This is a genomic window from Amycolatopsis sp. NPDC104775, from assembly GCF_055583325.1.
This window is the reverse complement of record NZ_JBVJOE010000007.1, coordinates 331,569-345,816: the sequence shown is the minus strand read 5'-3', so window position 1 is coordinate 345,816 and position 14,248 is coordinate 331,569. Positions and strand designations below refer to the sequence as shown.

Below are 14,248 nucleotides of genomic sequence, written 5' to 3'. Positions count from 1 at the left end.
ACACCCCAGGACGAACCTTCCCTTGGGGTTTGGGGGTGGTTGTCAAGGCATCTTTCCCGCCTTGACAACCACCCCCGAACCGTCAGCACACTCAAGCTTCGGGGTGCCCCACGCAACCACCCCGGGCGCAGTGTCGCCGCCAGGCGACGAGCAACCCCCCGAAACAGCACGTCACCAAACCTCCCGGAAGACCAACCGGTTACCCTGAAGGTTCGAGGCCGCACGAAGCAGCTGGAGGTGCGGGTGAGCCAAGAGCTCGACGCCAACGTCCCCGCCAAAGGCGGTGCGACCAAAGCCGGTGCGACCAAAGGCGGTGCGCCCCCCGCCAAGAGCGGCGCCACCGCCGCGGACACCGGGACCCGGCCCAACGGAGCCGCGCCCAACCCCTCCGCGACCCGCCGCGTCCGCGCGCGCCTGGCCCGGCGCATCACCGCCCAGCGCGCCGCCCCGGTCAAACAGGTCCTCGAACCCCTGGCCGTCATCCACCGGGAACTCCACCCGAACTCCGACCTGGGCCAGCTCCAGCGCGCCTACGACGTAGCCGAAGAACTCCACCGCGAACAACGCCGCAAATCCGGCGACCCGTACATCACCCACCCCCTCGCGGTAGCCACCATCCTGGCCGAACTGGGCATGGACACCACCACCCTCGTCGCGGCACTCCTGCACGACACGGTGGAAGACACCGGCTATTCGCTGGACCAGCTGAAAGCGGACTTCGGCGAGAAGGTCGGTGAACTGGTCGACGGCGTCACCAAGCTGGACAAGGTCAAGCTCGGCACCTCGGCCGAAGCGGAGACGATCCGCAAAATGGTGATCGCGATGGCGAAGGACCCCCGCGTCCTGGTCATCAAGCTCGCCGACCGGCTGCACAACATGCGCACGATGCGGTTCCTGCCGCCGGAAAAGCAGGCCCGCAAGGCGCGCGAGACGCTCGAGGTGCTCGCCCCGCTGGCGCACCGGCTCGGCATGGCCACGGTGAAGTGGGAGCTGGAAGACCTCGCGTTCGCGATCCTGCAGCCGAAGAAGTACGACGAGATCGTGCGGCTGGTCGCCGACCGCGCGCCCTCGCGCGACACCTACCTGCGCAAGGTGATCGCGGACCTGACGAACAACCTGGTGTCGTCGCGGATCACCGCGAAGGTCGAGGGGCGGCCGAAGCACTACTACTCGATCCACCAGAAGATGATCGTCCGCGGCCGCGACCTGGACGACATCCACGACCTGGTGGGCGTGCGGATCCTGGTCGAGGACGTGCGGGACTGCTACGCCGCGATGGGCGTGGTGCACGCGCTGTGGCAGCCGGTTCCCGGGCGGTTCAAGGACTACATCGCGCAGCCGCGGTTCGGCGTGTACCAGTCGCTGCACACCACGGTGATCGGGCCGGACGGCAAGCCGCTCGAGGTGCAGATCCGCACCTACGACATGCACCGCACCGCCGAGTACGGCATCGCCGCGCACTGGCGGTACAAGGAAACCAAGGGCACGCACGCCAGCAACAACGCCATGGAGCTGGACGAGATCGCGTGGATGCGGCAGCTGCTCGACTGGCAGCGCGAAGCCGCGGACCCGGGCGACTTCCTCGAATCGCTGCGCTACGAACTGGCCGCGCGCGAGATCTTCGTGTTCACGCCGAAGGGCGACGTCATCACGCTGCCCGCGGATTCGACGCCGGTGGACTTCGCGTACGCGGTGCACACCGAGGTCGGCCACCGCTGCATCGGCGCGCGCGTGAACGGCCGGCTGGTCGCGCTCGAGCGGAAGCTCGAAAACGGCGAGGTCGTCGAGATCTTCACGTCCAAGGCGGAAAGCGCCGGGCCGAGCCGCGACTGGCTGCAGTTCGCCGGTTCGCCGAAGGCGCGCGCGAAGATCCGGCAGTGGTTCGCGAAGGAGCGCCGCGACGAGGCGATCGACGCGGGCAAGGAAGCGATCACCAAGGAGATCCGCAAGGTCGGGCTGCCGATCCAGCGGCTCGTGTCGGCGGAATCGATGGGCTCGGTCGCCACCGAATTGCGGCATGGCGACATTTCGTCGCTGTACGCGGCCGTCGGCGAGGGCCACACCAGCGCGAAGCACGTGGTGCAGCGGCTGGTCGCGCTGATCGGCGGGGTCGAGGAGGCCGAGGAGGAGCTGGCCGAACGGGCCACGCCGTCCACGGTCACGCGCCGCCGCGGCTCGAACGACGTCGGCGTCATCGTCAAGGGAGCCAGCGACGTCTGGGCGAAGCTGGCGCGCTGCTGCACGCCGGTGCCGGGCGACGAGATCCTCGGTTTCGTGACGCGCGGCGGCGGGGTGAGTGTGCACCGCACGGACTGCACGAACGCCGACGACCTGCGGACCCAGCCGGAGCGGCTGGTCGAGGTGGAATGGGCGCCGTCGTCGTCCTCGGTGTTCCTGGTGGCGATCCAGGTCGAGGCGCTCGACCGGCACCGGCTGCTGTCGGACGTCACGAAGGTGCTCGCCGACGAGAAGGTGAACATCCTGTCGGCCTCGGTGACGACCTCGCGGGACCGGGTGGCGGTGAGCCGGTTCTCGTTCGAGATGGGCGATCCGAAGCACCTCGGGCACGTGCTCAAGGTCGTGCGCGGGGTCGAGGGCGTGTACGACGTGTACCGGGTGACGTCGGCTTCCTAGCCGCGGCCGGCGGCGGGAAGTCCGGTCCGGACTGTCTACTTCGGACACTTCGCGCGCGGCGGTGATCTGTCCCACAGCGGGATCGCGGCGAGGGCGCATTAGGGTGCTGGTCATGACGGACGGACTCGAGTTCACCCGCGACGGTGCCGTGGCCCGGCTGACCTTCTCCCGCCCGGAGAAGATGAACGCGATCACCCGCGGCATGTGGGCGGCGATCCCGGACCTGGCGGCCGAGGTCGAGGCCGATCCCGAGCTGAAAGTCCTCGTGCTGACCGGGGCCGGGCGGCACTTCTCCGCGGGCGCGGACATCGGCGAGTTCCGCGAGCTGCGGTCGACCGCCGAGGCCGCCGCGAAGTACGACGAGGCGGTGGACAGCGCGGTGGCGGCGCTGACCGCGATGCGCAAGCCGACGATCGCGATGGTCCAGGGCAACTGCATCGGCGGCGGCTGCCAGATCTCGGTCGCCTGCGATTTCCGCTTCGCCGCGGACGACGCGCGGTTCGGCATCACCCCGGCCAAACTCGGCATCGTCTACCACTTCGCCTCGACGCGGCAGCTGGTGTCCCTGGTCGGCCCGGCGCACGCCAAGTATTTCCTGCTGTCCGGCGAACTGGTCGACGCGACCCGGGCGCGCGAGATCGGCCTGGTCAACGACGTTTTCCCGGCCGCCGACTTGGAATCCGCGACGGCGCGCTTCGCCGGGACGCTGTGCGCACGGTCGCAGGCTTCGATTCGCGGGATGAACCGGATCATCGAGAAAATCGTTGCGGGGCAGGAGAAGACCGACGACGAGGTGGAGCAGATCCGGCTCGCCGCGCTGCACGGCGAGGACTACGCGGAGGGCGTGGACGCGTTCCTGAACCGGCGTGCGCCAGAGTTCACCTACCGCTGACGGATCCCGCCCAGCCTCGGCAGCGGGAAAAGTGTTGCGGGACAACATCTTGCGTCGAGGCCTGTGTCCGGGGCGAGCGCCGCGGGCCTGGACGCTGCGTCAGATTTCGTCCCAGGGCGCGGCTTCGTAAGCTTCCGTCAGCAGCTTCGTCGCCAGGGGAGAGGTGCGCAGCCGCACGTCGTCGACCGAGGCGACCGGGCGGCCGATCGTCGCGGAGTTGGTCAGGAACATCGCGTCGAATTCCGGCAGTTCCGCCGGGTACACCGGACGCGTCTCCTGCGGAATCCCGGCCGCGCGAAGCTGTTCTTCGAGCACCAGGTACGTGATCCCGGGCAGCACCTCGGCTTCCGGCCACACGATCGTCCCGTCGCGCAGGAAGCCGACGTTCCAGATCGTCGCCTCGCTGATCCGGCCGTCGGCGGCGAGGAACACGGCGTCGTCATAACCGGCGAGGGCGGCGGCGCGCGAATGGTGCGTGAGACCGAAGCCGCCGAGATGCTTCACGTGCGGCAGATCCCGTTGGTAGGCAACGGATCGCAGCCTGATCGGCGTCGCGACATGCTCGCTGGGCGGCGCGGTGCGCACCAGGATCTCAGGCGTCATCGCCGGGTCGTGCGGCGACGATCGCGAGAAAATGATCACCCGCACCGACAGCGCGCCCTGCCCGGCCACGAGCCGCCGGACGTAGCCGCGGACCAGGTCGGTGTCCAGCTCGCTGCCGAACACCTCCCGGGTGTTCGCGGCGAGCCGGTCGAGGTGGTAGCGGAGGCCGCGCACACGCCCGTCGCGCACCTGCATCGCGGTGAAGTGGCCGTAGCTGGTCGCCGCGGCGACGAGATCGGCGGCGCCCGGAGCGGCGCCGCCGATCTCGACTCGCACTGTCACGTCAGGAAACTGTGACGGCGGTGAACTTGACCTGCTGCTTGGGCTCGCCGGTCGAACCGTCCTGGCCGATCGCGCCGATGCCGTTCTTCGCGATCTTGTCGAGCACCTTGAGGCCCTCGTCGGAGATGCTGCCGAAGATCGTGTACTGCGGCTGCAGCGGGGCGTTGCCGTAGACCATGAAGAACTGGCTGCCGCCGCTGTTGGGCTGGCCGGTGTTGGCCATCGCGAGGATGCCGCGGCCGTACTTGGCGGTGTCGATGAACTCGTCCGGCACGGTGAAGCCCGGGCCGCCGCGGCCGTCGGTCATCACGTCGCCCTTCGCGTCCGGGTCGCCGCACTGCAGCATCTGCAGGTCGGTGACGCCGAGGCGGTGGCAGATCGTGTCGGTGAAGAAGCCCTGCTTCGCGAGGCTCTCGAACGCCTGGACGGTGCACGGCGCGAGCGCGCGGTCGAGCGTCATCGGGATGTCGCCCTGGGTGGTCTTCATCGTGATGTTCACCGTGCCCGACGAGGACACGTTCTTGCCGTCCGGCGCGGTGGCCTTCTTCCCCGACGGCGGCTTGCCGCTCGGGTCGGCCGGGTACGAGCACGTCGTCGGGTTCGGCAGCGCCTTGGGGCGCTTGGGGAGCGCGGTGCGCTCGGTGGGGATGTTCGTGACGCTCGGGACCGGCGGCGCGGAGCTCGACGGCGGCGTCGCGGCCTGCTGGTCGCCGCCGCTGCCGCCGCTGTTCACGATCCACACCACGAGACCGGCGACGATGAGGACCGCACCGCCGACCACTCCAGCGCCCACGATCTTGCGTCGCTTCGCCTGTTCCGCCCGGCGCACGAGCTGGCGCTCGAGTTTGCGCTTTGCGGCTTCTCGGCGCTGCTGGTTGGTCGCCACCCGCCCTCCAGTTTCCGCTCGAAGTCACACGTTTGAGGTAGCGGCAGTGTATGGGCACAGCCTGTGAGGACTCCGTACAGGGGCGGCTAGTCTTCACCGGGTCGTGATCAAGGCCGCTTCCGGGAGGAGGGTTCGGTGCTCGTCGCCGGGTTCGCCGCGGGTCCGCTGCGCTCGAATTGCTATCTGCTGGCTCCCGCCGCCGGCGGGCCGTGCCTCGTCGTCGACCCGGGCGAGGGCGCGGCCGGGCCGGTGGCCGAGGCGCTCGCGGAGCACCGCCTGACGCCGGTCGCGCTGCTCGCCACGCACGGCCATCCGGACCACGTCGGCGCCGCCGCCGAGCTGTCGAGGGCTTACGGCGCAACGGTCCTGCTGCATCCGGGCGACGCGGAATGGTACGACGGGACGTACGAACCGCTCCCGGGAGAGATCGAGGCGGCCGGGCTGACCGTCGGCGTGCTCCCGCTGCCCGGGCACACGCCGGGTTCGGTGGGGTTCACCGCCGGAACCGGCGAGGGTGGCAGGCTGGTGTTCACCGGGGACACGCTTTTCGCCGGATCGGTCGGGCGCACCGGCGGATCCGGCTCCGAACTGGAGAATTCGTTGCGCACATTGCTCACGCTCGCCGACGACACCGTCGTGCTGCCCGGACACGGCCCGGCGACGACCATCGGCCGCGAGCGCGCCGCAAACCCCTTCGTGCCGGGAGCCGCGCAGTGACCGGGAAACCGGCGGAACGCCTGCCGCTGTTCGCCGACGAGCCGAAGCCGCGCCGCCGCCGCGCGTGGTCGGGCGTCTTCGGCGTGCTCATCCTCGCCGCCGCGTTCGGCGGCATCGCCGGGCTGATCGGCGGGCAGCTGACCGGGCTGATCGTGGCGGCGGTGGTCGCGCTGCCGCTGATTTACGTGGTGCTCTACGCCTATCGCCGCCGGATCTGGCTGGAAGGCACGACGCTGCTGGAAGCGCCGCGGCTGGACGTGGTGATCAGCGACGTCCGCGGGACGCGCACGGTGGCGCTGCTGGTGAACGCGGGACAGCGGCGGCGCGCGGTGAAACTCGACCTGGCGGTGTTCTCCGGGACCGGCGGACGGGAGCTGGGGGCGCTGCAGCTGCGGCGGCTGGCGGACGCGGTGCTGAACAACACCGAGGCGAACGGGCTGGTGTTTTCGGAGCTGCTGGTGGCGGAATTGCGTGCGGAGGCGCGCGGGGAAGCGGTGCCGGAGCGGCCGTTGTACCGGCTGGCTTCGGCGGCTCCGGCGGGGAAGTATCTGCAGCGGTTTCCGATGGAGGCGGTCAGCCGGTTCGTGGCGACGCTGGACTGAATCGCCCTCGGCTCCGCCGGCGCGATCCCGCCGGTTCGGTCAAGGTCGGGGCGGCTGTTCCGGGCTTACTCGCGTCCGGCGGGTTCGCGGGTGCGTTCTTCCAGGCCGTCTACGCGGGCGCGGATGCGGTCGAGCTGGTCGGTCAGTTCGGGGAGTTCTTCGGCGACGTAGGCGAGAAGGCGTTCCAGGTGGCGCAGCGTCGCGCGGACCTCGTCCAGGGCGGTGGCGATGCGCGGGACGGTCTCGGCCGCTTCCAGCACCGACGCGATTAGGCGGCGGATCAGGTGCACGGTGACTCGGGGTCCGGCCAGGACGGCTGAGAACACAGCCCCTCCTCGGGTGCGGGGTCGCGGTCTTCGTACCTCATCCGCGCCGTCCGCGCCCGACCGGGTCAGCCGGGGTGTGGCTAGTGTGATTCCACGGGATTGGTGGTGCCTGTGAGGTGTTCCACCGGCTCGCGGGCGGCGATCAGCGCGGCCAGCACGGTGGTCACGGGTACCGCGGCGACGATGCCGACGGAACCGGCCAGGGTCCGGATGATCTCCGCCGCGATGTCCTCGCTGCCGAGCAGCGAGCCGAGGCCGACGCCCGAGATCGCGGAGTAGAGCATCACCGGCAGCGCGGCCCCGGCGTAGGCCATCACCAGCGTGTTCACCGCGGAGCCGACGTGGTCGCGGCCGATCCGCAGGCCCGAGCTGTACAGCTCCCGCCAGCTCAGCGACGGGTTCGCGCGCCGCAGTTCCCACACCGCGCTGGTCTGGGTGATCGTCACGTCGTCGAGCACGCCCAGCGCGCCGATCACGACCCCGGCCAGCAGCAGGCCGCGCGCGTCGATGCCGTGGCCGAGCGAGGCGATCAGCGTCGTGGTGCTGTCGTCGAGGCCGGTGAGCGACGCGGCGGCGGAGAAGATCGCCGACAGGATCCCGATCAGCGCCAGGCTGACCAGGGTTCCCAGCACGGCGACCGAGGTTCTCGCGGACAGCCCGTGCGTCAGATAGAGCGCGAGGAACATGATCGCGCCCGCCCCGGCGATCGCCACCACCAGCGGGTTCTCCCCGGCGAGGATCGCGGGCAGCACGAACAGCACGATCACCACGAAGCTCAGCACCAGCGCGACCAGCGCGGCCAGCCCCTGCCAGCGGCCCAGCACGAGCACGGCGATCGCGAACAGCGCGGCGAGCAGCACCAGCGGCGTGCCGCGCTGGAAATCGACGAGCGTGAACGACTGCGGATCGAGCGGATTGCCGCCGTTGTAGGCGAGCACGACCTTGTCGCCCGCGGTGAAGCGCGGCGTGCTCGGCTCGATCGGGACGGTCAGCCGCACTGGTTTCCCGGCCGCGGGGCCGTCGGACATCAGCAGGTCGACGGTCAGGCAGGGTTTCGCGTTCGGGTCCGGCTGCGAGCCGACCTGGACCTGGCCGGGCTGCAGGCACGGGCCGGACGTCGCGGTCGTGATCGCCGCCTGGACCGGGGTGCCCTGCGGGACCGCGCTCTTCGGCAGCGAACTGCCCCATGGGTACAGCACGATCATGCCGACGACGGTGGCCACGGCCAGCGGGGCGAGAAGCCAGACAAGGAGCTTCCGGACTCGCTGCGACGCCGGGGCGGCCGGGCCGTGGCCGTGCCCATGACCGTGTCCATGTCCGGCAGGCGGCGGAGTTTCGTTGGCGGCGGCGGGTTTGGGACTGTCCTTTTCGGACTGTGGAGGCCGGGCCGGGGGACGGCGGCGGGGCGGCGGGGTGTCGCCGGGGCGGCGGGGAAGCCGCAGCTCGCCGGATTGGGCACCGCTGCGGAGGTCGCCGGAGTGCGTGCCGCGGGAATCGGCGGAACGCGGTGCGCCGGGTTGCGCGGAGCGGGGAGCGCCGGGTCGCGGCGAGGCGGCGCGCGGACGCTGGGGTTCGCCGGGCCGTTCGGCTCGCCGGACTGGTTCGCCGGTGCGCCCGGGATTGCCGGAACGCTCAGCCGGTCGCCCGGGCTCGGCGGATCGCCCGGGTTCGGGGCGGCGCGCGCGGCGCGGAGCGTCCGGCCGGGCGCGCGGCGGCGGGGCGGGAGAAGCCGGAGGTGGCACGGACGGGGACCCGGGTTCGCCCGGCACGCGCGGGAGCGGGCCGGTGTCGTCGGGGTCCTGATCGGGGTAGTCGTGCGGTGCCACGGCGGACATCCTGCCCTCCCGGCTCGCGGTTCACCCGTACCGGGTGGGGGACGAGGCGGGCGTATCCGGCGTTTCGTTCAGGCGTGCGCAGAACGCAGATGCACGCGCCGGTAAGCCGACGGCGGCGTGTCGAAATGGTCCAGAAACGCTTGCCGGAGCGTCTCCGTGGAGCCGAAACCGCAGCGTCGCGCGATCGCGGTGAGCGGGAGGTCGGTGCCGGACAGCAGCCGGGCGGCGTGTTCCGCGCGCACCGTCCGGACGTATTTGCCCGGGGTGGTGCCGAGATGGGCGTCGAACAGCCGGGTGAGCTGGCGGGTGCTGATGCCTGCCTGGTTCGCCAGCACGTGGGCGCCGAGGTCGTCGGCGAGGTGTTCGGCGACGTACGCGGTGAGGTCGCGGACCTGGCGGTGCTCCGGCGGCGGACCGGCGAGGAACATGCTCACCTGCGCCTGGTTCCCGGGCCGCTGCAGGTAGGTGACCAGCGAGCGGGCGGCCTCGCGGGCGAGCGTCGGGCCGTGGTCCTCCTCGACGAAGGCGAGGGTGAGGTCGAGCCCGCTGGTGACTCCTGCGGAGGTGTAGACGTCGCCGTGGCGCACGAAAAGCGGCACCGGGTCCACGGTCACCGAGGGGTACTGCTCGGCGAGCCGCGCCGCGTGCGACCAGTGCGTGGTGGCGCGCCGGCCGCTCAGCAGCCCGGCGGCGGCGAGCACGGTCGCCCCGGTGCACACCGACGCCGTGCGCCTGCTCAGCTGCGACAGCCGCCGCACGTGCGCGAGCAGCCGTTCGTCGTCGGCGGCGGTCTGGTGGCCGAGCCCGCCGGCGACGACGAAAGTGTCCAGCGGGCCGCGGACCTGGTCGATCCGGACGTGCGGGGAGAGGGTGAGCCCGGACTGGCAGGCGAACGGCAGCCCGTCGACGGTGGCGAGCCGGACCTCGTACGGCCGGGCCGCGCCGAGCCGGGTGGCGGCGTCGAAAACGTCGGACACGCAGGCGATGTCGAGCAGTTCGGCGTCGGGGTACCCGAGGATCACGACCTGCCGGGCGGTACTCGGCATGGCCGCACCGTAGCAGCTCGACCGGCCGGATGAACCGGGTTCGCAGGATTTCGGACACGCGTGTCCCGGCCCGCCCGCGCCCGCGGGAGGGTGGCGGCATGACCCAGAAAACGTTCGCCTTCGTCGTGTACCCCGGATTGACGGTCTTGGACCTGGTCGGCCCGCTGCAGGTGCTCGCCTCCTTCGCGGCGGCCGAGCCCTCGGTCCGCGTGGCGGTCGTGGGCGAAACCCTGGACACCACCGACACCGATACGCCGCTGCGGATCGCGCCGAGCCACACCTTCGACCAGGTTCCCGATCCGTCCTGGGTGCTGGTCCCCGGCGGCGGTGCCCCGACGCTGCGCGCGCTCGGCGACGAGACGCTCATCGGCTATCTCCGCCACGCCGCGACGTCCGCCGAACTGATGACGTCCGTGTGCACCGGTTCGCTGCTGCTCGGCCAAGCCGGGCTGCTCGAAGGCCGGGAAGCGACCACGCACTGGACCTTCCTCGACGCCCTGCGCGCGTTCGGAGCCAAGCCGGTCCGGCAGCGCTGGGCCGACAGCGGCCCGGTGATCACCGCCGGCGGGGTGTCGGCGGGCATCGACCTGGCGTTGCACCTGGTCGAGCGGATCAGCGGAGCGGACGCCGCGCGGCTCGTCCAGTTCGCCGTCGAATACGACCCGCAGCCGCCGCTCGGACCGCTCGACTGGGCGCTCGCGCCGCGGGAGCGGATGCGGCCGTTCGTCGACCACGCGGTCCGGGAGGGGCTCGCCGATCAGCCGGAGCTGCGCGAAAAGCTTCTGGCCCAGCTGTGACGGGCGGGCGAAGCGACCCCACCCGGCTGAGTCAGGACGGTTTGCCGTGGCCGCGCGGACGCGTACCGTTTCGCCAATGGGTGCTCGCGGGGCTGCCGGTTTGACCGTCTTCACCAGTCGCAGAGACGGCGACATCGTGCTGGTCACGGCGGCGGGCGAGATCGACATCGCGTCCGTGGGTCAGTTCCGCTCCGCGCTGTCCGCCGCCGCCTCCGCAGCGGGCGGAAAACTGGTGGTGGACCTGTCGCGAGTCGGCTATCTCAGCTGCGCCGGGCTGCGCGCCATCGAGGAGACGAGCCGCGTCCGGCCGGCCCTTTCGATCGTGGCGACCGGGCCGCTCGTGCTGCGCGCCTTCGCGGTCTCCGGGATCAAGGCGCCGGTGCGCAGCCGCCTGCGCGAGGCCTGCTCGGCCGCCGGGGCGTGAATCCCTGGCCGGAATCTGGGTACCCGAGAGGTGGAACCGAGATCTGCTGAGGTGATCGAGATGTCCACCAGCACGATGTCCGGCAAGACCGCGGTCTCCGGAGGCGCAGCGGGCCTCGCTGTGCTGGCCGGGTTGTACCTGATCGCCGCGCCCTGGCTGCTGCGCTTCGGCGGGGCCGCCGAACTCGCGGTGAGCAATACCGTCGCCGGGCTGGCGATCGTCGTTTTCGCCGCCATGCGAGCCCGGGATTCCGGTGCGCAGGCATTGACCTGGGTGCTGCCGGTGCTTGGGGTGTGGGCGGCGGTGTCTCCGTTCTTGCTCCGGTACGGCGACGAAACGGTGCCGTCGACTGGCGCGGTGACCGGCAACGTGATCGCCGGGATCGTCGTGGCGGCCAGCGGGGCGGCGCTGCTGCTGCGCCGTCGCTGACGTCAGCTGAGCGCGTCGGCGAGCCAGCGGCTCCAGGTCGCGCCTTCGGCGGTCTCGTCGAGGCCCGGGCGGAACAGGTGATGTCCCACCGCGACCGGCATGCCGAGCAAGGACCGTTCGTGGAACCGGTAGAGGGCGTCCTCGGTGCGGACTCCGGCGTAGTTCGGGGTCGAGTAGTCGAGGACGCCCTCGATCACTTTGTTGTCGACGGTGAATTGGACGGCCTGTCCGGCTGACGGGTCAGCGGGCAGCCCGAGGGCTGCCAGCAGCTTCGGCCACGCATCCCGGTTCGCCGACGCGGCCGGGCCGTCGGCGGTCACGTATGTCGCGAAGCGGCCGGGGAAATGGGCGAGCAGTTGGGCGAGCGTGTGCAGGTACATGTCCCAGCCGACGGCGAAAGACTCGTGGTACTCGTCGTCCCAGTCGTCCTGGACGAAGCCGCGGTGCATGAACCGGAGCACAGACGTGCCGCCCTCGGCCGCTTCCACCAGGAACTCCATCGCGTCGAAAGTGCCGTCCTCGGCAGCGTCTCCGCGGTAGGCGAACCGGCGCGGCGGGTCCCACGCGGTGATCTCCGCCTCGCTGCGCATTCCGCCGAGGCTGAACCGGATCCGCTTGGCCTCGGCGTCGACCTCGTGGCGGCCCATGAACCACGAATCGATGCCCGGCCCGGTCGCGACCGCCTCCCAGACGGCCTCGGGGCCCGCGGGCAGCTGAACCTCTTTGCGCACCTCGAACTCGCGGGGCATGGGCGGCGTTCCTCCTTGGGTCGGTCGTAGTCACCGTGTCATTGACAACAATACTTGTCAATGCGGTGGCGGTTCTCGTGATCGCTGCCAGACTGCGAAGGGGACTCTCACGAAGGGACGCAGACGCATGGCAACCGTGGCCGACCAGTTGATCGACGTTCTGGTGCAATCCGGGGTGCACCGGATCTACGGGGTGGTGGGCGACAGCCTCAACCCGGTGGTGGACGCGGTGCGCCGCACCGGAGGCTCGGCACGCGGCGGGATCGACTGGGTGCACGTGCGCAACGAGGAAGCCGGCGCGTTCGCCGCCGCGGCCGAGGCGCAGCTCACCGGGAGGCTCGCGGTATGCGCGGGCAGCTGCGGACCAGGCAATCTGCATTTGCTGCAAGGGGTTTACGACGCGCACCGCTCGGGAGCGCCGGTGCTCGCGCTCGCTTCGCACATCCCGTCGACGCAGATCGGGACCGGGTTCTTTCAGGAGACGCATCCGCAGCAGCTGTTCGCCGAGTGCTCGCATTACTGCGAGATGGTGAGTTCTCCCGAGCAGATGCCGCGGCTGGCGCGGATCGCGGTGCAGAACGCGGTCGGCCGTCGTGGGGCGGCGGTGCTGGTGCTGCCCGGGGATGTGTCGCATGAGCCCGCCGCGCACGCGACCGGGGAGTCGGCGTCGCTGGGGAGCCCGCCCGCCGTGGTGCCCGCGGAGGCGGACATCGCTCGTCTGGCCGATCGGATCGATCGGGCGGAGAAGGTGATGATCATGGCCGGCGCGGGATGCCGGGACGCGCACGACGAGGTGCTCGCGCTCGCGTCCGCGGTGGGGGCGCCGGTGGGGCATTCGTTGCGGGGCAAGGAGTTCGTGCAGTACGACAATCCGTTCGACGTGGGGATGAGCGGATTGCTCGGGTATGGCGCCTGTTACGACGCTATGCACGAGGCTGATCTGGTGTTGTTGCTGGGGACGGACTTTCCCTACGACAACTTCCTGCCGCAGCGGAATACCGTGCAGGTGGACATCGATCCGGCTCGGATGGGGCGGCGGTCGGTGCTCGAGTTCGGGGTGCAGGGGGATGTCGGGGCGACGATCCGGGCGGTGCTGCCTCGGTTGCGGGAGCGTAGTGACCGGGCGTTCTTGCATGCGATGTTGCGCAAGCACGAGCGTGGGTTGCAGCGGGTGGTCGACGCTTACACGACTGAGGTTTCCCGGCATATTCCGTTGCATCCGGAGTATGTGGCGGATGTGCTGGACGAGGAAGCCGCTGAGGACGCGGTGTTCACTGTGGACACTGGGATGTGCAATGTGTGGGCGGCCCGGTATGTCACGCCTAATGGGCGGCGGCGGATTCTGGGGTCGTTCGTGCACGGGAGCATGGCCAATGCGTTGCCGCACGCGATTGGGGCGCAGGCCGCGGAGCCTGGGCGGCAGGTCGTGGCGATGTGCGGGGACGGTGGGCTCGCCATGTTGATGGGGGAGTTGCTGACGCTCAAGACGCATGCGTTGCCGGTCAAGGCGGTGGTGTTCAACAACTCTTCGCTGGGGATGGTGAAGCTGGAGATGCTCGTGGACGGGCTGCCGGAGTTCGGGACCGACCACGATCAGGTGGATTTCGCGGGGATTGCCCGGGCGGCTGGGTTGTATGCGCGGCGGGTGGAGAAGCCTGGGGAGGTTCGGGAGGGGATTCGGGAGGTGCTGGCGCATGACGGGCCGGCTGTTTTGGATGTGGTGACGGATCCCAATGCGTTGTCTATTCCGCCGAGTATTACTGCTGCGCAGGTCAAGGGGTTTGCGTTGGCGGCCAGCAAGACGGTGTTGAGTGGGGGAGTGGGGAAGATGCTGGAGTTGGCTAAGTCTAATTTGCGGAATATTCCTCGGCTTTGAGGGGTGACGCCTCGGCTCGTCGCCCTGGGGGCGACATTGCGCGTCGTTCTTTTTGGGGCACCCCGAAGCTAATTGTGCTGACGGTTCGGGGGTGGTTGTTCAAGCGGGGAAGACGGACTTGCAACCCCCCCCGCACCTAAGGGGAAGGTT

General features: G+C 70.4%; 14 protein-coding genes. 8 read left to right on the top strand and 6 right to left on the bottom strand.

Going from position 1 to position 14,248, the window contains the following annotated elements:
• Positions 1 to 243 precede the first annotated feature (243 nt).
• Positions 244 to 2,634: a RelA/SpoT family protein gene (locus ACZ63D_RS29925; RefSeq protein WP_465357703.1), complete on the top strand. Its 2,391-nt coding sequence runs from the start codon at positions 244 to 246 to the stop codon at positions 2,632 to 2,634.
• A 112-nt stretch (positions 2,635 to 2,746) separates the two neighbouring features.
• Positions 2,747 to 3,526, top strand: coding sequence for an enoyl-CoA hydratase/isomerase family protein (locus ACZ63D_RS29920; RefSeq protein WP_465357702.1), 780 nt, complete (start codon positions 2,747 to 2,749; stop codon positions 3,524 to 3,526).
• Between the two features lie 99 nt (positions 3,527 to 3,625).
• On the opposite strand, the gene ACZ63D_RS29915 is transcribed toward ACZ63D_RS29920, so the two are convergent.
• Both ACZ63D_RS29915 and ACZ63D_RS29910 read right to left on the bottom strand, forming a co-directional pair.
• Positions 3,626 to 4,411: an aminotransferase class IV gene (locus ACZ63D_RS29915; protein ID WP_465357701.1), complete on the bottom strand. Its 786-nt coding sequence runs from the start codon at positions 4,409 to 4,411 to the stop codon at positions 3,626 to 3,628.
• Between the two features lies 1 nt (position 4,412).
• Entirely contained in the window at positions 4,413 to 5,297 is an 885-nt protein-coding gene (locus tag ACZ63D_RS29910) for a peptidylprolyl isomerase (RefSeq protein WP_465357700.1), read from the bottom strand.
• A gap of 135 nt (positions 5,298 to 5,432) precedes the next feature.
• Here ACZ63D_RS29910 and ACZ63D_RS29905 point away from each other — a divergent pair, with 135 nt between their 5' ends.
• Both ACZ63D_RS29905 and ACZ63D_RS29900 read left to right on the top strand, forming a co-directional pair.
• Positions 5,433 to 6,014, top strand: coding sequence for an MBL fold metallo-hydrolase (locus tag ACZ63D_RS29905; protein ID WP_465357699.1), 582 nt, complete (start codon positions 5,433 to 5,435; stop codon positions 6,012 to 6,014).
• A complete protein-coding gene (locus ACZ63D_RS29900; RefSeq protein ID WP_465357698.1) occupies positions 6,011 to 6,616 on the top strand; it encodes a hypothetical protein in 606 nt (201 codons plus the stop codon). Before ACZ63D_RS29905 ends, ACZ63D_RS29900 begins: the two co-directional genes overlap by 4 nt.
• Before the next feature lie 65 nt (positions 6,617 to 6,681).
• On the opposite strand, the gene ACZ63D_RS29895 is transcribed toward ACZ63D_RS29900, so the two are convergent.
• The 3 genes from ACZ63D_RS29895 to ACZ63D_RS29885 form a co-directional block, all read right to left on the bottom strand.
• Positions 6,682 to 6,942: a hypothetical protein gene (locus tag ACZ63D_RS29895; protein ID WP_465357697.1), complete on the bottom strand. Its 261-nt coding sequence runs from the start codon at positions 6,940 to 6,942 to the stop codon at positions 6,682 to 6,684.
• A gap of 80 nt (positions 6,943 to 7,022) precedes the next feature.
• Positions 7,023 to 8,777, bottom strand: coding sequence for a YibE/F family protein (locus ACZ63D_RS29890; RefSeq protein WP_465357696.1), 1,755 nt, complete (start codon positions 8,775 to 8,777; stop codon positions 7,023 to 7,025).
• A gap of 68 nt (positions 8,778 to 8,845) precedes the next feature.
• Positions 8,846 to 9,823: a GlxA family transcriptional regulator gene (locus ACZ63D_RS29885; protein WP_465357695.1), complete on the bottom strand. Its 978-nt coding sequence runs from the start codon at positions 9,821 to 9,823 to the stop codon at positions 8,846 to 8,848.
• Positions 9,824 to 9,921: 98 nt separating this feature from the next.
• Here ACZ63D_RS29885 and ACZ63D_RS29880 point away from each other — a divergent pair, with 98 nt between their 5' ends.
• From ACZ63D_RS29880 to ACZ63D_RS29870, 3 genes are all read left to right on the top strand, one after another.
• The gene (locus ACZ63D_RS29880) at positions 9,922 to 10,620 is read left to right on the top strand and encodes a DJ-1/PfpI family protein (RefSeq protein WP_465357694.1); all 699 of its coding nucleotides are present in this window, start codon (positions 9,922 to 9,924) and stop codon (positions 10,618 to 10,620) included.
• Between the two features lie 76 nt (positions 10,621 to 10,696).
• On the top strand, positions 10,697 to 11,044 hold the full coding sequence (locus ACZ63D_RS29875) for an STAS domain-containing protein (protein ID WP_465357693.1): 348 nt from the start codon (positions 10,697 to 10,699) through the stop codon (positions 11,042 to 11,044).
• 60 nt (positions 11,045 to 11,104) lie between these two features.
• Positions 11,105 to 11,473 (top strand): SPW repeat protein, encoded by a 369-nt coding sequence (locus ACZ63D_RS29870; protein WP_465357692.1) that lies wholly within the window; start codon positions 11,105 to 11,107, stop codon positions 11,471 to 11,473.
• Between the two features lie 2 nt (positions 11,474 to 11,475).
• Here ACZ63D_RS29870 and ACZ63D_RS29865 read toward each other — a convergent pair whose 3' ends face one another.
• Positions 11,476 to 12,222 (bottom strand): SRPBCC family protein, encoded by a 747-nt coding sequence (locus ACZ63D_RS29865; RefSeq protein ID WP_465357691.1) that lies wholly within the window; start codon positions 12,220 to 12,222, stop codon positions 11,476 to 11,478.
• A gap of 127 nt (positions 12,223 to 12,349) precedes the next feature.
• On the opposite strand from ACZ63D_RS29865, the gene ACZ63D_RS29860 reads away from it, so the two are divergent.
• Positions 12,350 to 14,098 carry a pyruvate dehydrogenase gene (locus ACZ63D_RS29860; protein ID WP_465357690.1) on the top strand — a complete coding sequence of 583 codons (1,749 nt, stop codon included), beginning with the start codon at positions 12,350 to 12,352 and terminating at the stop codon, positions 14,096 to 14,098.
• Positions 14,099 to 14,248: the final 150 nt, after the last annotated feature.